Here is a 25304-nt window from a genome sequence, read left to right on the forward strand (position 1 = left end):
TTTGAAGAATAATTAAGGTGTGAGGTTAAATATTTTTTGACACCTAAATTGACACCTTAAAAACAAAAACCCTGTAAAATTAGTATTTACAGGGTTTATTTGTGGAGACGCCGAGAATCGAACTCGGGTCCAAACAAGCAGCTCAAAGGCTTTCTACATACTTAGTTTTTGTTTAATTTTAGATTAAAACCTGACCAAAAACAGCCCATTTTTAACTTAGCTTCTTAAATTTCGAAAACCTATCGAAGCACTAAGTTTTCTATGTTTACTTTTACGATGCCCAAAAATGAAACGCCGTAAACCAAGGCTTTTCGTGGACATTTAGCTTGCGCACCTAGTGCGCCGAGGCTCTATCTTACTATAAATTCAGATTAAGCAGCTAAAGCGTAGTTATCTTCGCCGTTTAAATGTTTGAAATAAGTTTAACGAGTTATCATTTCACTCCTCGGTATGCTTACATTTTCACTCGTCTTGCTGTCAAAACCAGTCGTCCCCAATATGTCAAAGATATGTCAAAAACCATTCCTTTCTATATAAAATAACAGAATGTCAGGTTTTATGATTTAATTTGTATTTATAAAATACAGATAGGTGGCAAATATAAAAAAATACTATTTGTACAATCACTTTAAAACAAGTATTTTCGCTACTATTGTTATATATATAACATTATATGTAAAGTTGTTTAATTTTAATACAAGTAAAGAATGAAATTCGGAATTATAAAAGAGCGTAAAAATCCACCAGATAGAAGAGTTGTATTTTCACCTGAAAAGTTGCAAGAATTTAAAAAGCAGTTTCCTCAAGCGGAAATAGTGGTAGAAAGTTCTAATATTCGAGTTTTTTCTGATAAAGCCTATAAAAATGCTGGGTTCGAAGTAACCAATGACGTTTCAGATTGTGATGTGTTATTAGGTGTAAAAGAAGTTCCTGTTGACGAATTAATTCCAAATAAAAAATACTTTTTCTTTAGTCATACTATCAAAAAACAGCCATACAACCGTAAGTTGTTAAAAGCGATGCTAGAAAAAAATATTGAAATGTTTGATCATGAAACCATTGTGCAAGAAAACGGAGCACGATTAATTGGTTTTGGTCGTTATGCAGGTTTAGTAGGTGCATATAATGGTTTCAGGGCTTTGGGCTTACGTGAAGGTTTATTCAATTTACCTAAAGTAGAAACCTTAGCCGATTTAGATGCGGTAAAAGCTGAATTAGATAAAATTAGTTTACCTAACATAAAAATATTGCTAACAGGAACAGGAAAAGTAGCTAAGGGGGCTCAAGAAATATTAGACCATCTAAAAATTAAACAAGTAAGTGATGCTTTGTATTTAACAAGTGAGTTTACTGAGCCAGTATATTGTATAGCTGATGTAATGGAATATGCAAAACGTAAAGATGGTAAAGTAGGAGATAAGTTTGAGTTTTATAAAGATCCAACTGGTTACGAAAGTAATTTTATGTCGTATGCTAAACAAACTGATTTCTTTATAGCTGGTCATTTTTATGGAGATGGAGCTCCGTATTTATTTACACGTGAAGATGCTAAACATCCTGAGTTTAGAATAAAGTATGTAGCTGATATTTCATGTGATATTGACGGACCTGTAGCATCAACATTAAGAGCTTCTACAATAGCTGATCCTATTTATGGTTACAATCCAGAAACGGAATCAGAAATTGATTATAAAGATGAAAAAGCCATCACGGTAATGGCTGTAGATAATTTACCTTGTGAGTTACCTAAAGATGCTAGTGAAGGTTTTGGAGAAATGTTTTTAGAGCATGTAATTCCTGCATTTTATAACAATGATAAAGATGGAATTTTAGCTCGATCAAAAATGACAACAAATACTGGTAAATTAACTGAACGTTATGCATATTTGCAGGATTACGTAGACGGAAAAGAATAACACAATTTAACTTCCGCTTCGGCGGGATTTTTTATTTAAATATGATACCAGACAAGCAATTTTTAATTGATACAGCAAACATGAGAATGCCTTTTGGTAAATATAAAGGAACGTATTTAATTGAAATTCCTGAATATTATATTGTTTGGTATAAAAATAAAGGTTTTCCTAAAGGTAAATTAGGTACAATGTTAGAGTTGGTTTATGAATTGAAGTTAAACGGACTAGAAGATATTTTGAGGAAAATTCGTCGAGTTTCTTAAATTTGGTAAATGAAACCAGCTGAAGAATATATACTCAAACAACCAGAACCATTCAAGTCTATTTTACTGCATCTGCAGGTATTGATAGAAAGTAATTTTCAAGATTTAGAACTAAAGTATAAGTGGAAAATACCAGTATATTATATTAACGGTAAACAACTGTGCTATATGAATGCATCCCATAAAAAAGGTTTTGTTGACGTTGGATTTTGGGCAAAAGGTATTTTAGAAGATTTTGATGCTTTTTTAGTTTCGGAAGGAAGAACAGTGGTAAAATCACTCCGTTATTCATCAATAGAAGAAATTAACGAAGAAATACTACTACAAGTTTTAGAAGAAGTAGCAAAACACAATCATAAAGGTTTTTGGAGGAAATAATTACTGAATCAAGAATTCAAGCATAACCTCTTTATCTATGATTAAAAATAGCTGTTTGCTATTTTCAAGAGGAGAGGTTGTAATTGTGGCAACATTATTTTTGATAGATATGCTGTGTGGTTTTACTGCATATCGGTATCCACTATATCCAAAGAAAACTGATTGATTAGGACGTAGATTTTTTATTTTTAATTCAATAATAGAATCTTTTTCTAACAGCCCTTTAGAAGGAGTTATTAATTCTAAATCTGATTTTAAAAAGGCAGCATCATAAATTGGTTGGTTATAAAAATCTTTTTTATCCATTCTACCAACTCTTAATTGCCAAAGTTTCTTTTCAGGGAAATGAGTTTTAAAGTATTTTTTTTTTGGAAAATTGAAGTAGTAAGCATTAAATGAAGGTTGCCATCTGTTATTATTCACAACACCAGCTGCCCATGTAGCATCAATATAAATCCATTTATCATTCAGCTTAACAGCGTTCCAAGCATGATTTGAGCTGGTTTTAGGATTAGCTATATCGTTTGAGGAATTTCTGATATATCCTTTTATAACTTCATTCTCAATCTGAAGTATTGAGCAAATTTTCGCAAAAGTTTGCGCATATCCCTCACAAATGGCTTTTCGAGTCAATAAAGTTTCGTTAACAATATCGTCTTTTATAGCCTGTAGCTTTTCTAATTTTTCTTGCTCATTCCTGTATCTAAAGGAGATTCTTTTTTGCTTCGGGTTGTAATATCCTTCCAAATCATATCTAATATTATGAGCAAGCCAATAAAACGCAGCCTGTACTTGCTGTTCTTCAGTTTTAAAATCGTTTGCAATCTGCTGAGCTAGACGTTCTACTTCACTAAATTTAGGGTAACTATTAACTTTCTCTTCAATTAAAGAAAAGTCTTGTGCACTTACGATAGTAGTAACTAGAAAGAATAAAAAAAGAAGTTGTTTCATATATGAGTTTAAAAACAACTTTATAAAACAAAAATTGTGCCTATAAATTATTAATGGTTTTTCTAATTGTTACTAAGTTGGTAAGTAAACCTTCTAAATAATCAAGGTGTAACATGTTTGCTCCATCACTCTTTGCATTGGCAGGATCAAAATGAGTTTCAATAAATAACCCGTCAACATTGTTAACCACACCTGCACGAGCAATTGTTTCAATCATATCTGGACGTCCACCAGTAACACCACTTGATTGATTAGGCTGTTGTAATGAATGTGTAACATCTAATACAGTAGGAGCATATTGACGCATGGTTGGAATTCCTCGGAAATCAACAATCATATCTTGATATCCAAACATGGTACCTCTATCAGTTATCCATGCTTTTTGGTTACCAGCATCATGTACTTTTTTTACCGCATGTTGCATAGCTTCAGGACTCATAAATTGTCCTTTTTTTAAGTTAACAATTTTACCAGTTTTCGCCGCAGCTACGACCAAATCGGTTTGACGAACTAAGAAAGCAGGTATCTGTAATACATCTACATATTGAGCTGCTTTTTCTGCATCAGAAACTTCATGAATGTCGGTTACGGTAGGAATATTAAAAGTTTCAGAAACTTTACGTAAAATTTTTAATGCTTTTTCGTTACCAATTCCTGTAAAACTATCTATTCTACTACGATTTGCTTTTTTAAAACTTCCTTTAAATACATAAGGAATTTCTAATTTATCTGTAATGGTAATTACTCTTTCAGCAATTCGCATTGCCATATCTTCTCCTTCAATGGCACAAGGACCAGCAAGTAAGAAAAAATTGTTTGAATTAGTATGTTTTATGTTTGGAATATCAGTTAAAGCCATCCTTAAAAATTTTCAACAAAATTAAGAAATTAAATTGGTTATATTTAGGCTTTTAAATAAATAAAGAATGAAAAGATTTTTATATCCATTAGCACTTGTAAGTGTATTAATTTTATTATCGTGTAAGCAGACTAAAAAGACTAGTAACGAAGTTGCTATGAATGTTGTAGAGGTAACTCAGAAAAAACAAAGTAAAGAAGAGTTAATTGATTCTATTTTAGTAAGAAAACACTTATATACACTTGCTTCAGATGAAATGGAAGGTAGAAAACCTGGTACTGAGGGGATGGAAAAAGCAACTCAGTATATAGAAAATGAATATAAAAGAATAGGTTTAAAAACTTTTGATACATTAACTACATATCGCCAAAACTTTGAGTATAAAGGAATCAAAATGAGCAATATTATAGGCTTGTTAGAAGGAAAGTCTAAAAAAGATGAGTTTGTTATTGTATCTGCACATCATGATCATTTAGGTATAAAGAAAGATGGAGAAGGGGATAGAATTTTTAATGGTGCGAATGATGATGCTTCTGGTGTTACCGGTGTATTATCATTAGCTGAGTATTATGCTAAAAAAGGAAATAACGAACGTAGTATTTTGTTTGTATGTTTTACAGCTGAAGAAATGGGATTAATAGGTTCTGAATACTTTGGAAAAGGGATTGATGCTAGTAAATTTGTAGCTGGAATTAATTTAGAGTTAATAGGAAAACAACCAAAAACAGGACCTAAAACTGCATGGTTAACAGGTTTTGATAAATCGGATTTTGGAAAAATAATTCAAAAGAATTTAGAAGGATCAGGATACAAGTTATTTCCAGATCCATATCCGAAATTTCAATTGTTCTTAAGATCGGATAATGCTTCTTTAGCACGTTTAGGTGTGCCGTCTCATACATTTTCAACCACTCCAATTGATATTGATGCAGATTATCATAAAGTAACAGACGAGGCTGAAACGTTAAATATGACTGTTTTAACAGAAACTGTTAAAGCAGTTGCTAGAGGAACTCAAAGCATTATTGAAGGAAAAGATACACCTACTAGAGTTAATATGGAGCAAACATATTGAAAACTTAAAGTAAAAAAGGAGCCATGAGCTCCTTTTTTATTGGGATCAGGTATTGTGTTTTTAGTAAAATGTTAATTTTGTGTTAGTTAAATCAATTAAAGTGTTAAAATTGTATTAAAATTTTACTATATTCGAAAAGTTTTAATTTAAACCCCTTCGAAAATGAAAAAAATACTTTTAAGCTTAACGGTTGTTTTAACTATGATTTCATGTTCTAAAAATGATGAAACATTAGAAACAGAAAAAGAACAAGATATACTTACCAAAAAAGAAATTAACGCAATAATAAATACTTCTTTACAAGAAACAGGAGATTTTAACTGGATGTCGCAAGATGCACATATAATTTGGAGTGCAGTAAGTCATGGAGAAAATATTTTAACAATAGGCTATGGTAATTCCAAAAATAATTTTGCAAAAAATACAGAAACAGAAAATATTAAAGAAGCTTTAATAGCTTTAGTAAAAAATAATGAACCAACTTCGGCAAAAGGAAGTTCGGAATTATATGTAGATGAGAATATCAATTACCTTGACATAAAGGTAACGAGTAAAGAAACTATTAGCATTTTATTAAAAGATAGCAGAGTACGTTATATTGAGCCAGCAGCGTATAATTTTTTAGAGGCAACTGCTCAAGCTAAATCAGATTCATCAGGTTCTTCAGGGTGTGGGTATGGCAATACAACTTTAAATACGGGTGATTACCGTACAGTATCTCCAGGAGCTAGATTACCTTGGTCCTTCGATGCACATAATATTTCTCAAGCTTGGAATTATAGTACTGGATCGGGAGTAACGGTGGCAATTGTGGATTCAGGTTTATCACCAGAGCAAAAATGGATGAACCAATATTTTAATGATGGCTATTCATCAGGAAGAACAGTTCAGAAATATGGAACCTTTGTAGATTCTTGGTGGGCATGGTCTAATAATTATGACGGAGTAAATGATAAATGTGGTCATGGAACTAAAATGGCAGCAGTAGCCACAGCTCCAAGAAATAATGATAACTTACCTGTAGGTGTTGCTTATAACGCAAACCTAGTAACATATAGAGCTGTTGAAAATGTAGTAATAGATGATTATCATGAAAAAAGAGGAGTTGTAGAAGCGTTAACAGCTTTAGCAAATAGAAATGATGTAAAAGTAATTTCTATGTCAATTGGCTATCCGTTTAGTATTGGAAATGTGTCGGATGCAGTTAAGTATGCACATAGCAAAGGAAAGATGATTTTAGCAGCTGGAGGAACTTCTACTTCATTTACTACTTGGTATGGAGTAATTTTTCCTGCAAGTATGCCTGAAACTGTTGCGGTAACAGGTGTTAAAGAAGGACAATATAGCAAGTGTGATGTATGTCATACAGGATCACAAATTGATTTTACTGTACAAATGCAACGTACTAACGGAACGGATAATAAAATACCTGTATTAAGTTATTATGACGGGCAGGAAAATTATATTGGAGGTTCATCTGTAGCTACAGCTACTACAGCAGGTATTGCTGCATTGGTATGGGCAAAAAATCCTTCTTGGTCAAGAGAACAAGTTTTACAAAAAATGAAAGAATCCGCTGATTTTTATCCGAACAAACATTCTGAGTTTGGATATGGAAATATTGATGCTTTAAAAGCAGTTCAATAAAAATCAACTAACTAACCTTAGAAAAAGTCTCGTTTACGCGAGGCTTTTTGTATTTTTATAAGGTATAGTTTTTGATTAAAGACACCGTAAAGAGTTTATATATGAAGTATTACAAATATTTTTTTCTGCTAGTTATTATTGGATGTTCCTCTTCTAAAATAGCATATGACTACGATAGTCAAACAGATTTTAACCAATACAAAACTTTCAATTTTTTTGAAGATGCTGGTAAAGGTTTAAATGAGTTGGATATAAAAAGGGTTACATACGAAGTAACAGCGGCTTTGGAAGCTAAAGGAATGCAATTGACTGAAAACCCAGATATGTATATCAATATCTTATCTGAAGAAAGAGAATCTCTTAATAGAAATACGATAGGTGTTGGCTTAGGAAGTGGAGGAAGAAATGTTGGGTTTGGAATTTCAGGAGGCATACCCATTGAAAGTAGAAAAATAAATCAGCAATTAACAATAGATTTTGTTGAAAGTAAATACAATCAGTTAATATGGCAAGGGATTTCTAATAGTGAAATTAAAGAAAAAACTACTCCTGAAGAAAGGAGAGTTTATTATCAAAAACTAATACAAAAAATTATGAGTAATTATCCTCCTAAAAAATAGAAACAGTTAAAAAAAGAAAAACCTCCAAAATAACTTGGAGGTTTTTTTATAGAACTTTATTACTGTCTTTTTAGAATTGGTAGCGTATACCTAAACCGAAGTCAGAATTAAACCCATCGTAAGCATCATTAAAACCAATTTCTGGTCTAAAGTCTAAAGATAAGATTAAAGGAATATCAAAGTTATATTCGATACCTACAACTCCAGAAACAAAAACAAATGTTTCAGAACCTCCTTTATAAGTTACGCCTCCAGCTGTATAATCATCAATACTCCAGAAACCTAAACCACCACCAGCACCTGCATACCAGTTAAAACGGTTTTCTATTTGCCATACCCATTGGTATAAACCTGTGGCTTTAAACCCATCATAATTATTACCGTTTCTCAAACCTAGGTCAATCTCTAAACGATTGTTATCGCTTAATCTACGTTGGTAAGATATTTCTCCACCGAAACCATCATTGTCACCTAAACGAAGACCGATAGCGTTGTCAGAAATTTCTTGGGCATTTGCTGTAATAAACGAAAGGGTTAAAAAACCAATGAATAAAAAGATTTTTTTCATAATTTTTAATTTAATGTTATGTGTTGCTAAGATAGTTATTTTATTTAATTAGTAATCTCTCTCCTTTTGAATGACTACTAAATTCAGGTGCATACATGCTCTGAATAGTAGTAATCCCATTGCTGAAATAACCAGCGTTATTTATGCGAACATCATATTCAAAAACATATACGCCTTTAGGTAAACGATCAAAAAAGAAATTTGTTGCCGCATCTTTTGTACTTTCATAATACCCTAAACCATCCTGCCATTTGTATTGTGATAATACGTTAATTGGTTCAACACCACTTGCTCGCATATCTTTCATGTGTACAAACTCCATATCTCTATCTGAACGAAGTTCTATTCTAACGGTAACTATATCTCCAACTTTTAAGCGTGTGTCTTTGGTGATTTCTTGCAGTTTTTTTCCTGTGTCTGTGTTAATTTTTTTGAACAATTTTTTGTTCAAATTTAACGGATTTTTAACGGAGGTGATTTTATCTAAATCTTCAAAATACTGCCAATACAATCCACCCCAAGCAATACCTTTTCCTTTTTTAGAAATACTAACAGTACTCATATTAGGAGTGATTTCAGAACCATTCCATGAAGTTTTAAAATAACCAGTACCCGCTTCAATTTTTGTGTTTTCTAATTTTGTTGGATTGATAGTCTGGTTTCCTATTTTAATATCTAACATATCAGTTACCGAGATCCAATCACTACCTTGTAATAATAAAGCATATACAGCCTCAGTAGTTGCTTTGGTGGTTTTCCAACGATTGGTTTGTTTGTTTTTTAGTAACCATATTTTTAAGTTATCAACCGTTTCTGTGTTATTTTCAATTTCTGAAAAAGCTTCAATTAACAACGATTGGGTTTCAATAGGGGCTTGGTGCCAATACCAACTCGGTTGATTTTCTTTCCAATACATTCCTAATTCATCAGAAGTAATACTGTTCTCTCTTAAAGATTTTAAAATTTTAGAAGAAATTTGTGTATTACCATTTCTAAACTGTAGCAAGGCAATTTGTCCTTTTCCATATAAATTAAACTCTTTCCAGTAAGTTGCTGTTTGACTTTTATAGTATTCAAAAGCGGTTTTTGTCGTATCGTTAATTTCAATATTAGTATAAAAAGAACGCATGTATAAATACTGAATAATGAAATAGTTTAGATGGTTTTTCTTTAAGTACTCAGTATATTTTTTTTGACCTTTTTCAGCTTTAATACGTTCAGCGCTTTCTAATAATCTTTTGTACGTATGTTCAATTTCAGCATCTAAAAAGTGGATAGCATCCACAAGCATTTTTTGTAAAGAATCATCTTTATTATCAATACCTAATTTTTGTAAATGTCCAAAACCAGTAGCAATATGATTTGTGATATAAACATTAGGATTATCATTCCCTTTAAACCAAGGGAATCCTCCATTGTTTAATTGCATTTGCAATAGTTTATTAATGGCGTTTTGTTGCTCGTTTTTCATTTTGTTTAAATCAAATAACAAAGCAATACGCTTCTTTTGTTCGGTTTCAGATTGTGCATCACGTAACCAAGGCGTTTCTTGAATAATCAACGATTTTAATTCTTGATTTTTTTCCAAGTTGCTCAACAAAGCATCTGAAGATTTCCAAGCATTAAATACTTCTTGAATTCTTGGATTTGAATTCGCTATATGACTAGCCAAAGTATTTGCATAATAACGCGCAAAGGTTTGTTCACTACACTCGTATGGGTATTCCATTAAATAAGGTAAAGCTTGTACCGCATACCATGCAGGGTTAGAGGTTACTTCTAAAGTAAGTTTGTGATTTTTTAAAGAGCTAGAAGTATTATTTTTTAATTTATCCAAAGTGAATGTTTTGGTTTGATTGCTACGTACCCATATTGGTAGTGTTTCGGTAACTAACATTCGGTTTGATAAGACAGGTAACACATTTTGCTCTCCATCAGAAAAATCTCCTGCTTTGGCAACTACTTTATATTGAATAGCTTGGTAAGTATCAGGAATAGACAAGTTCCAAGAAACTTGTGTGTTTCCATTTGCATCAACATTAAAAGATTGATTTTTTGATGAATTAACTAGCAAATCAATGTCTTTTCCAGTAATTACATCGGTTAGTATAAGTTGTGCATTACCTTGTAAGTTTTTGTCAGAAATATTAGCAATTTTAGTACTGAATGTAATTTGATCTCCTTCTCTTAAAAATCTAGGTGCATTTGGTATTACCATTAACTCTTTTTGGGTAACGGTAGTTAATGTTTTAGTTGCTGATTGTACTTCCTTAGTATGAGCTAATAATTGTAATTTCCATCGTGTTAATGATTCAGGTGTGGTAAAACTAAAGGTTACATTTCCCTTTTCATCTGTTTTTAAGTGTGGATAGAAAAAAGCTGTTTCTTGAAGGTTTTTACGAATTTGAACTCTATCTAAAGAAGCTTTTTCTTGTTTATATTCTTTTTTAGGAGGTGGACTATAAGAAGCATCTTTAGAAGAAAAAGGAACATTACTATCTTCAATTTCAGCTTCTTCCATAATAGCTTCTGGTTCTGAAATTTCATTTTTTAACCTTCTAGAAGCCCCTCTTAAAAGAATATCTTTATTCCTTCCGAAGTAAAAACCAAACCAATTCAATTGGTCATATCGTTGTGTTTTAAAAGATGATAGGTAAGTATTGTTAAAAACTCTGAAATGTTCATTACCAAAACTTTGATAAGCGTTTGCATTACCAGTATACGAGTAATATGTAGAAGTAGAGATAGGTGAAAACTTCCAAAGATGTGGTTTAAACTCATCTAAAGAAACATCATACATACTCGCTAATACTTCAGCGGTTACTTTATTGTTTTTATCATTTTTAATGGTAAAACTCCAAGTTTCTTCTGCTCCGGGTTGTAGTTTATCTCTAAATGTATTGGTTTCTATAGTAATAGTTTCTTGCTCATTCGGCACTGAAATAGGAATAGTTCCACTTACAAAGCTGTTATAGTTTACAAAGTAGTATTTGATAGCAAATCCGCCTATATCTTCTTTCGTAACAGGAATTTTGATAGTTTTTAGGTTGTTACTTAGATGAACAAATTCGGTTTTTATAATTTCCTGACTTTTTTCTATTTGAACTATTATAGTTACATCTTTTGAAGCAGAACCAATTTGTAATTCGATTTTATCGTTTGGGTTGTAAACTGTTTTATTAGTGTTGTAAATAAATAACTGACTATCTGCTATACTTCTTTCATCTTTAGAAGTTAATGTGAAACGAGTTTTGTCAGTAACTTTTTGACCGAATTCATCTTTAGACTCTAATACAACTATATACTTTCCTGAATTCCACTTTTTATAATTAGTAAGAGTAATTTCTTTTGATTTTTGAGTGTTGAAAGTTTGCTCAAAAACTAGTGTTCCCTTTTTCCAATTATCAGGGTTTTCTTCTTCTGAAGTGTAAGCATCATGAGGAAATAGTTTTCTGAATTCAGTTTCAGAGATATCTTGATAATCTGGAGTGTCCCATGGTCTTTCACGTAACGGATTTTTAGGTGCTTGAAGTTTATAAACTTTTATACTTCCTTCCGCAGGAACAAACTCTCCATTTAAATTTTTACTCGAGATTTTAATTTTGGAGCTCTTAGCATCCTTATTGATAGTTGAAGGAATTTGTATACTAGCAAGTAGTGCATGATACCCAACTTTAACAATAGAGGTTGCTGAGCGAGTTTCTCCATTTACATCGGTAACATCAGCAGTAACTTCGTACTCAAAAACAGGTAAACTTTTTTTGTCAACACTTTCGTCAGGTAAAGATTTGAATGTAATTTCAAAATTTCCTTGAGAATCGGTTGTTAACTCACCATGTGTAATCTCTTGAGCTTCTGAAATAAACTGAGGTTTGCGCCAATACCACCAAATAGGGTATTGTACTTTACGATGTACTCGATATACAACTTTAGCATCTGTAATATTTGAACCAGCAAAAGCTTTGGCAAATCCATTTACAGTTATGCTATCGTTTACTTTGTAGGTTTTGGTAATGGGTTTAAATTCGGTTTCAAATTTTGGTCGTTTGTATTCTTCAACTTGAAAAGGAAAAAAGTTTAGTTGATTTTCTATACTAGTCCTAATAGAAAATTCACCAGTTAATCCATTGTTGGGAATAGTAAACGTCCCAGAAAATGACCCAAATTCATTAGTTTTTAATTTTAGGTCTGTGATATTATTTCTTGAGGCGTCAACGACTTTTATGTTTACATCTTTGTTAGATACGACATTAGAGCTGTTTTTAGAAAACTTAATGGAAATACCTTTAAAATATACAGTTTGACCTGGTCTATAAATGCTTCTGTCTGTAAAAATAAAAGATTTTATACGTATTTGTTCTTTGTTGTTGGCTAACTCTTGTTCATGATGTTTGTACAAGTAATAGTTGCCAAAAATAGCAGTATCGTCTTTTGTAGTAACTGTAATGTAAACATTACTGTAGTTCACTTCACTTTTAAATAAAGCAAAACCATTTTTATCAGTGGTTAATAGTTTATGAATTTTTTTTCCGTACCGAGATTGTTTGTTTTGAAGAAGTAATTGGGCATTTTTAATAGGTGCTCCAGTCATTCTATCAACAACTTGATAAGTTCTTATTCCTTTACTACTATTTTCAATCAAAGCTAAGTTAGTTACTTGTACATTAGCGGTAGCATATAAGTCGGCAGTATTGAAAGCAGCATTTTTATGTGCTACAATTAAATAATTTCCCTGAGTAAGTTTAGGGACAACTACTTCAGTTGTATGTTGTAAGTAATCTTTTTCGTTTCGTAAATTACTATTCCAAGAAGTAGCTTTTGTAAGTTTTTTTATGAAGCTAGCTTTTTCTTCTTCTTTGTAAATTTTTTGAAGTTCTTCTAATTGTTTTTGATTGATTTTATATGCCGAAAAGTAAAGTTTATCAATATTGTTATAAGTAACTAATATTCTTGAAGGAGTATTTGTTGGAACAAATTTTTCAGAAAGAAGATTCAACGATGCTGTTGTAATTTGTTGTTGTAATGTTTTACACTTTTTAGCAGCTAGACTTTTAGGAAATTGCTGTATAACTTTATTACAAATGGCTAAAGCTTCTCTATTTTTAAAACGGAAGTCTTTATTTTTATCAGTTTTGTATAAGTTAACTTGTTGATTGTAAATTCGAGCAATTTCATAGTTGTATAAGCTACCAATTTCTTTGTTATTATAATTAGTAACTGATGTAGTTAAGGTTTGTAAAAACAGTTCTTGTTTGTCACTAAAAGTTGCATGCTGATTAACAAAATGTAGTCGTTGAATGTCAACATCTGCCAAAGCATCTAAATTGTTGTTTTTTAAATGAAAACTGATGAGTTTTTGATAGATTTTTAAAGCATTAAACTGTAGAGATAAATCGTCTTTAGAAGTAAGTTTTAAAGCTGAAAATTTTTTAACACTACTTATATATTGTGGATTATCTATTTTAAATTGATAAGTAGGTTTTGTAATATTAGTTTCTGTAGTCTTATAGAAAGCTAAAGCATTATGAGCTAAAAAATCAAATAGGGTAGGACGATACTTCTTAGAATCTTTTTCAGCATGAATGATATCACCAAAGGTGTATATATCTGTTTTTTGAAGTTCACGTTCATTTTCTAGAGAATTTTGATAATGACAATGAATTTCAGCAAAAAGTGTATCTAAATCCCAAGTTCTAAAATCGTTTTCATCAACCTTATTTTGTGTTTGTGTTCGATTGTAAAATTTCCATCTATTTTCATTAAAATATTGCCAATACAAATTGGCTAGAATGTTTTCTAACACATTTTGTATAGGAAAACTACTTTTATCAATTTGTTTTTTGAATTGATTAATAATTTTCAACTGTGCATTTTCCTCTAGAGTCAATGAGTATTTACTTTTATAAAATAGCGATTTTATAATTTGAGGCGAGTTGTTGCTTTTTTCAGCTTTTTCATAAATGGTGTTTACCACTTTTAATGCTGATTTAGGTAAATTATCCAATTCGTACTTGTGAACTTTTTCCCACAAGTCTTTATAATTTTCTTGAGCGTTTACTAAGGTTGAAAATAAAATCATTAGCAAAATAGAAGTCAATTTTTTCATAACGTGATTATTCATTTATTCCTACAAAGCACCAAAAAATGACAATTTATCACAAGTTAAAGTTTGTAATAATAGCATTTGAGTGAGTGTATGTAACTTTTCAATGAGTTTCGATTTAAAGATACTTAAAATTCTTACTTGGTTTTGTATTTTTGGGTTTTTATACACTACAGATAACTTAATATATGAGAATTCATTTTATAGCCATTGGAGGTAGTGCAATGCATAATTTAGCTATTGCTTTACAACAAAAAGGATACCAAATAACAGGAAGTGATGATACGATTCATGATCCGTCAAAAACCCGTTTAGCAAACAAAGGGTTGTTGCCAGAAGAGTTTGGATGGTATCCAGAAAAAATCACTACCGACTTAGATGCTATAATTTTAGGAATGCACGCTAAAAAAGACAATCCAGAGCTGTTAAGAGCAGAAGAATTAGGGTTAAAAATTTATTCGTATCCAGAGTTTTTATATGAACAGTCTAAAGATAAAACACGTGTAGTTATAGGTGGTTCTCACGGAAAAACAACAATAACGTCAATGATTTTGCATGTGTTGAATTATCATGATAGAGAAGTAGATTATATGGTAGGGGCACAGTTAGATGGTTTTGACACTATGGTACATTTAACTGAAGAGAACGAGTTTATTGTGTTGGAAGGAGATGAGTATTTGAGTTCACCTATAGATATGCGCCCGAAGTTTCATCTGTACAAACCAAATATTGCATTGTTGAGTGGTATTGCTTGGGATCATATCAATGTATTTCCAACGTTTGAAAATTATGTAGAACAGTTTTCAATTTTTACAGATTCACTTACTAACGGAGGAATAATGGTGTATAATGAAGAAGATGCCATTTTAAAAGAAGTAGTTGAAAGCTCAACGCACCCAATAAAAAAATATCCATACAAAACTCCTGATTATTTTATAGAAAATGGAATAACCTATTTAGAGACACCAGAAGGAGATTTACCATTGGAAATATTTGGAGAGCATAATTTACAGAATTTAGCAGGAGCAAAATGGATTTGTCAGCACATGGGAATTGATGAAGACGAGTTTTACGAAGCTATAGCTAGTTTTAAAGGAGCGAGTAAGCGATTAGAAAAGATTGCTGAAAATTTATCAGCTGTTGTGTTTAAAGATTTCGCACACTCGCCATCTAAAGTTGCAGCAACTACTGCAGCGGTTAAAAATCAATATTTAGATAGAACTTTGTTAGCATGTTTAGAGTTACATACATATTCTAGTTTAAATGCTGAATTTTTATCGGAATATAAAGGCGCTTTAGATAAGGCAGACAAAGCAGTTGTTTTTTACTCTCCATATGCAGTAAAAATTAAACAATTAGAAGAGGTTACAAAAGAGCAAATAGCGAAGGCTTTTGAACGAGATGATTTAATAATCTATACGAATCCACAAGAGTTTAAAGAGTTTTTATTCAGCCAAGACATAGATAATACAGCCTTGTTGTTAATGAGCTCTGGTAATTATGGTGGATTAGACTTTGAAGAGGTTAAGAGTTTGGTTTAAAACCTAGTTTTGTTTTTATCCAGTTAATATCTGTTATTTTAGAGGTAACAAACAGAAAGTATGATTTGTTAAATAAAGCTTTGAATAAAATCTGAAGCCTTGTTGATGTTTTCAAATAGCGTTTTAATGCTACTTTCTTCATTTTGTTATATTGATTTAGAGATAAGTTCTGTAGACAATCAGATACATACTGTTGGCTTTTTTTATCCGAAGTGTATTCAAGATTTTGAGGTTTTGATAAAAGGTTACAGTATAAATCTAAGCCAGCATTTAGCTCTTTAGAAAGATTGTTGTCAAATACTTCAGTTTTTACTTTTAATTTATAACCTAATAAAAAGACATCGTAAGTTCCTCGGAGGTTAATGTTTTTTAAAAAGTAAGCGTTATCATTAATCAATTTAGAAAACACGGTTAGCTTAATTTGGTTTTCATAAGAGAGAACTGTAATGTTATTAGTTGTAAGGAGAGAATTTTCTACAGTTTCATAATTAAAAAATGTAGCTTTTTCCTTTCGTAACATATCCTTATGAATTTCTAAAGCAGCTATTTTATTCGGATGAGTAATTCTGGGTATATGTCTGTGATCTTCAAAAAGCTCAGAAACCTTATTTGTGTAACCATTTTTTTTTAGGATTTCAAAAGAGGTTTTAACATGTTTTTTCTCTACTAAAAAATCAATATCACCCACCATACGTTCTGCAATATCTTCGTATAGTCCTTCTAATAAATTACCTGTTCCTTTTAAAAAAACAGGAGTGATGTTGTTTGAGAGTAAAAGCTTGTTGATTTCTTTAGCTTCTTTTATGATTTGTTGATTACGTTCTCTGTTTAAATCGGTAATATGCTTCATATATTCAACTAAATCAACAGGTAGATAGTGTAATAAATCAGCTCGTTTTAAATTACAATACAAAGCTGGAAATACATATTGACCTGTACTTACTTTAACTACAGCATCCCAATTAATTAATCCCGATTTAATTGTTTCTTCTATTAATTCTTGATGAATTCTTTCATGTGTTATGGTTAAACACCTAGCAATAAATAACAATGTTTCTTTATAATTCATCAGCAAATATTTTTTTTACAGTTGAAATCATTTTTTCATTATTTGAATAAGTTAGCTGATAACAAGGCAATTTTTCAAACCAATCTAAAAATAGCTCAGCATTTTGAGGTAATGGAGATAACCAAGAATCAGGAATCAACTGCTCGAAAGCTGTAATGCTTGAAATTTTATTAATGATTAAGTCACTGTCTTTTTGATATTTAATGAAAATTAGAGCTTTACAAGGAAGATTTAGTGAATAATCATAATTGTTTGTAGGTAAGTAGCGAACAATTTTATTTAGCTTTTTAAAATGATATTCAGCAGATGTTTTTAATTCAGGATAGATTGGAAGTAGCGTTTCTAAACTATTTTTTTTAATAGATATAGCAGAAGGAAAGCTATGTACATTTAAAGAGTTGTCAACAGGTACAAAATCATCAGCTAAACAAGTAAAACCATTGGCTTGTAACAAAGCTAGTGATGTGCTTTTTCCGTTTCCAGAGTCTCCTAAAAATAAAATAGAATTATCATTGTTACTAACTGCTGAAGCATGAAAAGTACCTATCCATTCTTCTTCATTTTTTTGATGTATTTTCTGTACTAACTCCATTGAAAACTTCCCTTGAAAGTAATGCACTTCTTTTAAGTTCCAGGTACCAATAAGGGTATTGTCAACAGAAAAAGAAATAGCATTGTCGTTACTATATACTTCAAATAGATGATTGATATTAGTAATATTTTCAACTTCTAAATGAGCAAACTTTGGATGTATTAAGAAAGCTTCGGCATCAGAAGCATAGCTTACTTTAAAATATAAACTATTTATGTTATAGTATTTTACTACTTCAAAAGTCTTAGGCTTAGTTACAGGTATTAGCTTTTTATTGTTTTTATTTTCTGAAGAAATAAGTAAAGCTTCAATATCGGAAACAAGGTAAATTGCTTGTTGGTAAGGTATGTTAACTTGCTTAGTTATTTGAGAAACAATTTCTTTTTTGCTGATTTTTTTGTTTAAAAGAGATAATGTTTCGGCAACCAAAGGTTCTACAACAAGATATTCGTTATTGTCTTGAAACCAAATAACTTGTTTATTTTCTAGTTTTTTTATGGTCATATACTTGTCAAAATACAAAACCCCGAAAAGTTTTCGGGGTTCTTTTGAATGAAAATATTTTTTTAAAACCCACCACCTGGAGCTTCAGGTACGCTTTGTGCCTGAGCCTTTTGTGGGTTTAAGATTATATAAGTACCTAAAGCTGTTAAAGCTGCATATTTACTGTAGCTGCCTATTTTTTTTAAAGCCTCTTTTCTAGTTATATCTTTATTGTTGTTTTCAGTTTGTTTTTTCATGATTCTTAGAGTTTAAATTAGTCTAAAATAATTTTAGCAGGAATTTTGCCTAGATCTGAAACTAACTCAACAAGATAAACACCTGAAGCTAGTTTAGGAATTGAAATTTCAGAGTAACCGTTAGAATTAATAACAGTATCAAAAACTTGCTTACCTGATAAAGAAAATATTTTTAAAGTAGCATTTTTACTTTGAAGTCCTTTAACTATAATAACTTGGCTGTTTTTAGGTTTAAATAATTCAATACCTTTTGTTTCATTCGGTAAAGTTGGACTTGAACTTTTAGCACTAGTATGTAAATAAAATTGACCTGTAGAGTTTGAGTTGTTATTAAGTGTTACGGTATACTCTTTCTCCGACAAGTTGGTAAATGTATTATTCACTTTATCTTCTAAGTACACATTTAAGTTATCTGGTAAGTTTTTAATATCTGCAGAAAAAGTTATTTCTTTACCGCTTAAAGCTCTTAAACCAACAGGAATTATCATGTTTTCATAATCATTATTTGGTAATGTTTGAATAGCTAATTGTTTTCCTTGGTTATTGGTGAGTAACTCAGTAAAAATAGCTAAACCAGAAGTATCTTCTCCAAACATTTTCGAATCATAACTTCTATCATAGCCTGTAGTTTTTCCTGAAATATAAAAGACTTGTGTAGATCTTTTTGTGTTACCATTTTCGACAGATAATTCAATTGAAGGAATAGGTTCTTGCTTCATGAATGTATCTGAATTTTGATGACTTTGATTAGAGAAAGCAAAGATAAGATTGTTACTTGCTGCAGCTTCCACAAAGAAAGCTTGACCAGGAGCAATTTCAATTGGGTTAGCTGCGTTTCGGGTAGTGTATTGTGTTCCGTTCCATAACCAAATGGTCTCACTAGTAAGTATAGCTGTATTCGCAGCTGCAAAATTAGCAGAGTTAATGTAAGATGTATACGGATTCCCTACAAGGTTGTAATTAGTTCTACTACCTGTAGTAATTGCTTTAACAATATTAGAAGTATTAGCTGTTCCACTTATTGAAGCCTCTCCAGGAGTGGCTAACTTAATAGAAACACCTGTTCCATTAGTTATTGTTCCTGTACTACCACTTTGAGCGTATAACCATGCAGGTCCAGTAATATTACTATAAGGAGCTAACCCTAAATTACCACCACTTCCACTAGCCAAGGTATGGTTAGCAATAATATCCTCTAAAGTTTCACCAGCAACAGGAGGTGATACCAAGTACCATAATGTAGTTGGTAAACTTCTTTTATAAGTAACAGTACCAGTAACAGTACTTTGTGGTATAAATGAAGCACCACTGTTTATGGTTAATGAGTTAAAGGTAACTGCAGAGTAGGCAGTTGGATAATTTGATAAACCAGAAGGAACAACAACATTTGCATTGGTTGGAGGAACTATATTAAGATCCCAGTTTGAAGCTGTATTCCAATTGTCATCAGTAGACCCTGTCCAAGTAACGGTTCCTATACCAACAAGAACATTGGTGGTACTACCTACACTGTTTAATGTCAAAACAGCATCGTTAGAAGCGGTATCTTTTAACGTCCCTCCATTTGCAGCTAATGTACCAAGAGCTATACCATCAGTATCTGAATCACCTGATTGTACTGTGTATCTAAAAACTAAGGCACTAGTTCCGCTTCCGCTTTGGTAAGCTGCTTGACGCGTAGTGGCTCCAATAGTGATAGCTATTTGAGGAGTTCCCCCTGTAGTATTTACAGTTATATTCTCATCAAAATTTACAGTAAAGTCCAAGTTTTGACCTGTAAGATAATTACCGTTTATAGGAACACTAACACTTGTAACAGTTGGAGAAACAGCATCTACTAAAACAGCGGCTGTAGAACCTATACTATTTAAAGTCAGGTTTGCATCTTTTCCTCCAGCATCTTTTAAAGTGCTTCCATTGGCAGCTAACGAACCAACAGCAATACCGTCAGTGTCAAGATCTCCTGTAAGAATTGTGTGTCTAAAAACTAAAGAACTTGTTCCGCTGCCACTAATATAAGTTGCTTGGCGTGTGGTAGCTCCGATAGTAATAGCTATTTGTGGTATTCCTCCTGTAGTATTAACGGTTACATTTTCATTAAAGTTAACAGTGAAATCTAAGTTTTGTCCCGTAACATAAGTAGCATTGGCAGGTACACTCACACTAGAAACAGTAGGTGCAACTGCATTTGAAATTACAGTTGTAGTGTTGTCCGTATCATCAGTGGTACCATCATTAATAACTACTGTAAAAGTGGTTGTTTCTGAAGTAGCTGTTCTGTTGTCAGTTGGGTTGAAAGATAAAGCTCTTAGTTTTGACTGTAAATCAGTAGGTGTAGTACTCGCTATAGTATAAGGACCAGAACCAGAAAGCCCTGTACCTGTTAGTATTCCTTTTGCATCATTATCTAAAGTAATAGTAGCAGATAAATTATCATCATCTGCATCCATGGTTGTAATACTAGAAAAAGGAGCAATAGTGCTATTATCATTTACACTTTGACCAGCACTTGTACCTCCAATTACTGGTGCTGTGTTTATTACAGGTGCAGTAATTGAACTTAATGTTATGTTTTTAAACTCAATATTATCAGAATTTGAGGATCCATCTAAGTCGGCAGTAATTATAACTTCAGCAACATTAGCTACTGAATTAGTTTCACCAAAAATTGTTTTAGCGGAGACCTCCGAATCAAAACTTAAAAGGGCTTGATAGGCAGCTGAAAGAGTCCATGTATCAATAGTATTACCAGAAGAATCTTTAAAGACAATTTGAGTATTAGTTAAAGTTCTCGAACCAGTGAACGGTCCCCATAACATATCATCAAAAGTAAATGTTCCTGTATTAACACCATCTCCCTTAATAGTACAGGTAAAACTAGCGGTACTGGAAACACCAACTGTTATTATTGGATTGTAAAAAGTCATATTATCAGAAACAATAATATTTGCTCCCGATGGACTTGTTGTTATTGTTTTAAAACCATTACTACTACTACCTAGTGCTGAAAAAGTATAAGTTGTTTGTGCAAAAGAAGAGTTAATTGTAATAGAGTATATAAAAAATAATATATACGAGATAAAATAGCTTTGTTTCATAATGCCTTAATTTGTAAATGAGTCATATAAATTCAATAAAAACGTTATTAACAGAGAGGTAGTGTTTCTTTATTGAAGCTTTTTGAGTAAAAACAAACATTGATACATTATATATCAATGCTTGTTTATCTATTTTAAAAGTTAATTATAATTAGTTTCTAGAAGGAAAAATACCAACTAAAGCAATAATGTAATTAACAGCCAAATAAGGTTGCAAATTGTTTATTGGTTGATTTCCTCCTGTATTTCCAACAGTAACAGTTACTTCATTTGCAGCCATGTTAGTATTTGGGGCTGGACTAGTATAGATGTTAGCATCAACTATATTAGATCTATCTATCGGGGCTTTTCCAGTGGCTAAAACATTTCCTGTAGGGTCGTTTGTAGTTCCGTCAGAGCTTGAAGCTTTAACGGTCCCTGTCGCAGCATGATTATGGCTAGGAATTTGGGTTACATTTAAAATGTTAGTTTGTGCCCCTCCTCTTTGACCTAATCTATAATCAGATAAACCAGGTCCCTGTCTAGGACCTATTGGGGCTCTACCTCTTAAATCAGGTAAAGCAAAAGTTGTTCTTCCGTCTCCACCATAAGTGGTTCCTAAAATTGAAAATAAAGCAGTGTTTTGTGATATTGGTAATAATTGGCCGTCGCATAATGCCCAACCTCTTGGAGCAAAGTTTCCTCCGAACATAACAATTTCTCCTATAAATGGATCCATAAGTAATAAAAGTTTAGTAGTTAGTGTTTAGATCAACAATTTAGTAAAAAAAACAATGTGTTTCACGTAACTATCTAATTATTTGTTAATTACATTGTTTGTTGCAAGTTTGTGAAATTACTAAATATTGAATATTTTTTTCTAAAATCAAATTTAAAGACAAACTAAACTAAACTTTAATTCTATTGTTTAAGCGTGTTTGATTGATATGCGAACGTATATTTTTAAGGTATATACGTTTAAGGAGAAATGTTATTTATTGGTAAGTGTATTAGCTAAGTTAGTTTTTTCTCCAGAAAAAAGGAGTTAATAAAATTAACACAGTAAATAGCTCTAAACGACCAATTAACATTAAAAAAGAACAAAACCATTTTGCGCCTGCTGATAAATGATTAAAATTATCTACAGGACTTACGCTTCCTATAGCAGGTCCAATATTACCTAAGGAAGAAGCACAGGCACCTAAAGCAGATTTTATGTCTAAACCTAAAAGGGCTAACACAACTGTACCTATTATAAATATTAACATGTATAGGATAAAAAATGAAAGTACATTAAATATAATCGTTTGATTCACAGCTTTACCATCATAACGAACAGGGATTATAGCATTTGGGTGTAGTGATTTTTTAAACTCTAAAAAACTGTTTTTCAGCATTATAATGTGTCGAACAATTTTTACCCCTCCAGAGGTAGATCCAGCTGAGCCTCCTAAGAAAAATAGAGAGAAAAATATAGCGGTAACAAAAAAGCTCCACATGGTAAAATCGGCAGTAACAAAACCTGTAGTGGTAACTACTGAAATTACAGAGAATAATGAATGGCGAATAGCACTTTCTACTTCTCCCCATACTTTTGGGTGCTCTATTGTTGTTTGTAAATTAGGATCTTGAAAAAAGATAATCATTACAGCAACAATAGCAGAAATACCAATAATTCCAAATAAATAATATTTAAATTCTTCACTTTGTATAACTTTTCTCACTTTTCCTTTTAATGCAAAATAGGTAAGTACAAAGTTAGTACCAGCTATAAACATAAAAAAGATGATGATGTATTGAATTAGAGGAGTATCATTCCAATGAGCCACACTTGCATTTTTGGTTGAAAAACCACCTGTACTAACTGTAGCCATTGCATGGTTTATAGCATCGAACCAAGTCATTCCAGCTACCTTTAATAGTAAAAACTCAACAGCAGTTAATAAAACATAAATTAACCATAAACGTTTAGCTGTATCGGTAATTCTTGGATGTAATTTATCAGCTGAAGGCCCAGGAGCCTCTGCCATAAAAAGCTGCATTCCCCCAATACCTAATAAAGGTAAAATAGCAATAGTAAGAACAATAATCCCCATACCACCAATCCAGTGAGTAGCACTACGCCAAAATAAAATTCCTTTTGGCATTGATTCAATATCAGTTAAAATAGAAGAACCAGTTGTTGAATACCCAGATATTGTTTCAAAAAATGCATTGGTAACACTTGGAATAGTTTCAGTAAGTAAATAAGGTAACATTCCTGTAAAAGATAATGTTAACCACCCAAGAGTTACAATAAGGTATCCTTCTTTTTTATGAATATTATTGTTGTCTGGTTTATTAAAAAAGTAGAGTAAAGCACCAAGGGTAATTGTAATTATTCCTGCGTTTAAAATCCCTAATTTAGCAGTTTCATCATAATAAATACTAACAGGAAGTGCTAGCCACATAAATAACCCGTTAAGGATAGCTGTAACTCCTAAAAAGCGATAAACTAATTTTAGATTAAGATTTCCCATTAGTTAAATAAATCTTCTACAATTGTTATTGCTTCAGGTAAACAAAAAACAATAGCCTTGTCTCCACTTTGTAATTGAAAATCTCCAAAAGACATTAAAGGTTCGCCATTTCTAATTACACCTCCAATAATAGCTTCTCTAGGAAAGCGTAATTCACGAATTATTTTTTTGGTAACTTTTGCGTTAGGTTTTACTTCAAATTCAAAAACTTCAGCGTCAACATTATGTAAGTTAGCTAAGGCAACAATTTCTCCTTTTCTAATATGGCGGAAAATATTACTAGCAGCGATTAACTTTTTATTAATTAGAGTATCAATTCCTATGGTTTGAGAAATATTTATATAATCCATATTTTCAACCAAAGCAACTGTTTTTTTAACTCCTTTAGATTTTGCTACGAGGCAAGACATAATGTTTGTTTCAGAATCACCTGTTACAGCTACAAAAGCATCCATTTCTCTAATACTTTCTTCTTCTAACAATTCCAAATCTCTACCATCTCCATAAATAACCAGAGTGTTGCGAAGATCTTCTGCTAGTTGTAAAGCTTTGTCTTTGTCTTTTTCAATAAGTTTAACTTTAAAATTGTCTTTGCAAAGTTTTCTAGCTGTTTTTCGTCCAACACGACTCCCACCTAAAATCATTACGTTAGTAATATCTATATGATCTTTACCAATAATAGGGTAAAGCTTATCAATACTATATTTAGGGACAGAAAAATAAACTTGATCGTTTATTTTATATTCGGTATCTCCTCTTGGAATTATTGTTTGAGAGGTACCTTCACGCTTTATAGCTATGGTAATAAAATCTACTAAACAATATTTTTCTTTCGTCTCTTTTACTGTAAGATCAAGAATAGGTGACTTATATCCTAAAGTTGTCCCCATAATGTTAAAAACACCATTTTCAAAGGCAACGGTATCGTTAAATGAAGACTGATGTAGGAGTGATTTAATTTCTTCTGCAGCTAATTCTTCAGGAGAAATCATAAAATCTACCCCATAATCTTTAAAATTAATACAAGGATTATCTAAAAACTCAGGATTACTAATTCTAGCAATAGTTTTTTTTACGCCTAGTGCTTTTCCTATTACTGAAATAGTGAAATTTGTATTAGGACTCTCAGTAACAGCTAATAATAGGTCAGCCGAACTAACTCCTATTTCTTTTAGAAGTTTAATTGAGGTAGCGTCACCTTTTTTAGTGATAACATCTAGGTGATTGTTTAGGTATTCTAATTTTTCACCGTCAAAATCAATTACATAGGTGTCTTGTGCTTCGTAAGAAAGGAGTTTAGCCAAATGAAAACCAACGTCTCCAGCCCCGGCTATTATAATCTTCATAGTAAAATTTAAAAAAAGACTGACTGCAAAGATACTGTGC

The 25304-nt window shown here is 31.7% G+C and carries 18 protein-coding genes and 1 other RNA gene; 7 read left to right on the plus strand and 12 right to left on the minus strand.

The window, feature by feature from the left end; translation table 11 throughout:
• Positions 1 to 99: 99 nt before the first annotated feature.
• Positions 100 to 495: a transfer-messenger RNA gene (gene ssrA / locus C8N26_RS06045) on the minus strand.
• Positions 496 to 707: 212 nt separating this feature from the next.
• Here ssrA and C8N26_RS06050 point away from each other — a divergent pair.
• From C8N26_RS06050 to C8N26_RS06060, 3 genes are read left to right on the plus strand one after another with little or no spacing between them, the layout of a single operon-like run.
• Complete coding sequence (locus C8N26_RS06050) at positions 708 to 1916, plus strand: NAD(P)-dependent oxidoreductase (protein ID WP_120186483.1); 1209 nt, start codon at positions 708 to 710, stop codon at positions 1914 to 1916.
• 41 nt (positions 1917 to 1957) lie between these two features.
• Entirely contained in the window at positions 1958 to 2179 is a 222-nt protein-coding gene (locus tag C8N26_RS06055; protein WP_028890694.1) for a DUF3820 family protein, read from the plus strand.
• A gap of 9 nt (positions 2180 to 2188) precedes the next feature.
• Complete coding sequence (locus C8N26_RS06060) at positions 2189 to 2557, plus strand: DUF1801 domain-containing protein (protein WP_120186484.1); 369 nt, start codon at positions 2189 to 2191, stop codon at positions 2555 to 2557.
• Here C8N26_RS06060 and C8N26_RS06065 read toward each other — a convergent pair whose 3' ends face one another.
• Positions 2558 to 3508 (minus strand): transglutaminase domain-containing protein, encoded by a 951-nt coding sequence (locus C8N26_RS06065; RefSeq protein ID WP_120186485.1) that lies wholly within the window; start codon positions 3506 to 3508, stop codon positions 2558 to 2560.
• A 40-nt stretch (positions 3509 to 3548) separates the two neighbouring features.
• Positions 3549 to 4367, minus strand: coding sequence for a 3-deoxy-8-phosphooctulonate synthase (gene kdsA, locus C8N26_RS06070; protein WP_120186486.1), 819 nt, complete (start codon positions 4365 to 4367; stop codon positions 3549 to 3551).
• Between the two features lie 67 nt (positions 4368 to 4434).
• On the opposite strand from kdsA, the gene C8N26_RS06075 reads away from it, so the two are divergent.
• The 3 genes from C8N26_RS06075 to C8N26_RS06085 all read left to right on the plus strand — a co-directional run bounded on the left by C8N26_RS06075 (position 4435) and on the right by C8N26_RS06085 (position 7709).
• Complete coding sequence (locus C8N26_RS06075) at positions 4435 to 5442, plus strand: M28 family peptidase (RefSeq protein ID WP_120186487.1); 1008 nt, start codon at positions 4435 to 4437, stop codon at positions 5440 to 5442.
• Between the two features lie 162 nt (positions 5443 to 5604).
• A complete protein-coding gene (locus C8N26_RS06080; protein ID WP_120186488.1) occupies positions 5605 to 7089 on the plus strand; it encodes a S8 family peptidase in 1485 nt (494 codons plus the stop codon).
• 101 nt (positions 7090 to 7190) lie between these two features.
• Positions 7191 to 7709: a DUF4136 domain-containing protein gene (locus C8N26_RS06085; protein ID WP_120186489.1), complete on the plus strand. Its 519-nt coding sequence runs from the start codon at positions 7191 to 7193 to the stop codon at positions 7707 to 7709.
• Between the two features lie 70 nt (positions 7710 to 7779).
• Here C8N26_RS06085 and C8N26_RS06090 read toward each other — a convergent pair whose 3' ends face one another.
• Together C8N26_RS06090 and C8N26_RS06095 are read right to left on the minus strand one after the other, a co-directional pair.
• Complete coding sequence (locus tag C8N26_RS06090) at positions 7780 to 8277, minus strand: hypothetical protein (RefSeq protein WP_120186490.1); 498 nt, start codon at positions 8275 to 8277, stop codon at positions 7780 to 7782.
• A gap of 40 nt (positions 8278 to 8317) precedes the next feature.
• The gene (locus C8N26_RS06095) at positions 8318 to 14383 is read right to left on the minus strand and encodes an alpha-2-macroglobulin family protein (RefSeq protein ID WP_120186491.1); all 6066 of its coding nucleotides are present in this window, start codon (positions 14381 to 14383) and stop codon (positions 8318 to 8320) included.
• 185 nt (positions 14384 to 14568) lie between these two features.
• On the opposite strand from C8N26_RS06095, the gene C8N26_RS06100 reads away from it, so the two are divergent.
• Positions 14569 to 15921, plus strand: coding sequence for a UDP-N-acetylmuramate--L-alanine ligase (locus C8N26_RS06100; protein ID WP_120186492.1), 1353 nt, complete (start codon positions 14569 to 14571; stop codon positions 15919 to 15921).
• Here the strand turns inward: C8N26_RS06100 and C8N26_RS06105 are convergent.
• The 7 genes from C8N26_RS06105 to trkA form a co-directional block, all read right to left on the minus strand.
• Positions 15905 to 16990, minus strand: a complete 1086-nt coding sequence (locus C8N26_RS06105; protein WP_120186493.1) for a nucleotidyltransferase family protein — start codon at positions 16988 to 16990, stop codon at positions 15905 to 15907. The two genes, C8N26_RS06100 and C8N26_RS06105, sit on opposite strands and share 17 nt — an antisense overlap.
• Positions 16980 to 18086, minus strand: coding sequence for a phosphoenolpyruvate carboxykinase (ATP) (locus tag C8N26_RS06110; RefSeq protein ID WP_120186494.1), 1107 nt, complete (start codon positions 18084 to 18086; stop codon positions 16980 to 16982). Before C8N26_RS06110 ends, C8N26_RS06105 begins: the two co-directional genes overlap by 11 nt.
• Positions 18087 to 18148: 62 nt before the next feature.
• Positions 18149 to 18322 (minus strand): hypothetical protein, encoded by a 174-nt coding sequence (locus tag C8N26_RS13485; protein WP_170141630.1) that lies wholly within the window; start codon positions 18320 to 18322, stop codon positions 18149 to 18151.
• A gap of 17 nt (positions 18323 to 18339) precedes the next feature.
• Positions 18340 to 21420, minus strand: a complete 3081-nt coding sequence (locus C8N26_RS06115; protein ID WP_120186495.1) for a T9SS type A sorting domain-containing protein — start codon at positions 21418 to 21420, stop codon at positions 18340 to 18342.
• Between the two features lie 151 nt (positions 21421 to 21571).
• Positions 21572 to 22138: a phage tail protein gene (locus C8N26_RS06120; protein ID WP_028890707.1), complete on the minus strand. Its 567-nt coding sequence runs from the start codon at positions 22136 to 22138 to the stop codon at positions 21572 to 21574.
• A gap of 280 nt (positions 22139 to 22418) precedes the next feature.
• Positions 22419 to 23918: a TrkH family potassium uptake protein gene (locus C8N26_RS06125; RefSeq protein ID WP_120186496.1), complete on the minus strand. Its 1500-nt coding sequence runs from the start codon at positions 23916 to 23918 to the stop codon at positions 22419 to 22421.
• A complete protein-coding gene (trkA, locus tag C8N26_RS06130; protein WP_120186497.1) occupies positions 23918 to 25264 on the minus strand; it encodes a Trk system potassium transporter TrkA in 1347 nt (448 codons plus the stop codon). The genes C8N26_RS06125 and trkA overlap by 1 nt, the downstream gene beginning before the upstream one ends.
• Positions 25265 to 25304: the final 40 nt, after the last annotated feature.

The sequence above is a fragment of the Tenacibaculum lutimaris genome (assembly GCF_003610735.1).
Classification (GTDB): domain Bacteria; phylum Bacteroidota; class Bacteroidia; order Flavobacteriales; family Flavobacteriaceae; genus Polaribacter; species Polaribacter lutimaris.

Excerpts from the sequence above, each read along its gene's own strand:
- C8N26_RS06065 (WP_120186485.1), bottom strand. The coding sequence starts at position 3,508 with ATGAAACAACTTCTTTTTTTATTCTTTCTAGTTACTACTATCGTAAGT.
- C8N26_RS06125 (WP_120186496.1), bottom strand. The coding sequence starts at position 23,918 with ATGGGAAATCTTAATCTAAAATTAGTTTATCGCTTTTTAGGAGTTACA.
- C8N26_RS06105 (WP_120186493.1), bottom strand. The coding sequence starts at position 16,990 with ATGAATTATAAAGAAACATTGTTATTTATTGCTAGGTGTTTAACCATA.
- C8N26_RS06075 (WP_120186487.1), top strand. The coding sequence starts at position 4,435 with ATGAAAAGATTTTTATATCCATTAGCACTTGTAAGTGTATTAATTTTA.
- C8N26_RS06085 (WP_120186489.1), top strand. The coding sequence starts at position 7,191 with ATGAAGTATTACAAATATTTTTTTCTGCTAGTTATTATTGGATGTTCC.
- C8N26_RS06115 (WP_120186495.1), bottom strand. The coding sequence starts at position 21,420 with ATGAAACAAAGCTATTTTATCTCGTATATATTATTTTTTATATACTCT.
- C8N26_RS13485 (WP_170141630.1), bottom strand. The coding sequence starts at position 18,322 with ATGAAAAAACAAACTGAAAACAACAATAAAGATATAACTAGAAAAGAG.
- C8N26_RS06080 (WP_120186488.1), top strand. The coding sequence starts at position 5,605 with ATGAAAAAAATACTTTTAAGCTTAACGGTTGTTTTAACTATGATTTCA.
- C8N26_RS06095 (WP_120186491.1), bottom strand. The coding sequence starts at position 14,383 with ATGAAAAAATTGACTTCTATTTTGCTAATGATTTTATTTTCAACCTTA.
- trkA (WP_120186497.1), bottom strand. The coding sequence starts at position 25,264 with ATGAAGATTATAATAGCCGGGGCTGGAGACGTTGGTTTTCATTTGGCT.
- kdsA (WP_120186486.1), bottom strand. The coding sequence starts at position 4,367 with ATGGCTTTAACTGATATTCCAAACATAAAACATACTAATTCAAACAAT.
- C8N26_RS06100 (WP_120186492.1), top strand. The coding sequence starts at position 14,569 with ATGAGAATTCATTTTATAGCCATTGGAGGTAGTGCAATGCATAATTTA.
- C8N26_RS06120 (WP_028890707.1), bottom strand. The coding sequence starts at position 22,138 with ATGGATCCATTTATAGGAGAAATTGTTATGTTCGGAGGAAACTTTGCT.
- C8N26_RS06060 (WP_120186484.1), top strand. The coding sequence starts at position 2,189 with ATGAAACCAGCTGAAGAATATATACTCAAACAACCAGAACCATTCAAG.
- C8N26_RS06050 (WP_120186483.1), top strand. The coding sequence starts at position 708 with ATGAAATTCGGAATTATAAAAGAGCGTAAAAATCCACCAGATAGAAGA.
- C8N26_RS06110 (WP_120186494.1), bottom strand. The coding sequence starts at position 18,086 with ATGACCATAAAAAAACTAGAAAATAAACAAGTTATTTGGTTTCAAGAC.
- C8N26_RS06090 (WP_120186490.1), bottom strand. The coding sequence starts at position 8,277 with ATGAAAAAAATCTTTTTATTCATTGGTTTTTTAACCCTTTCGTTTATT.
- C8N26_RS06055 (WP_028890694.1), top strand. The coding sequence starts at position 1,958 with ATGATACCAGACAAGCAATTTTTAATTGATACAGCAAACATGAGAATG.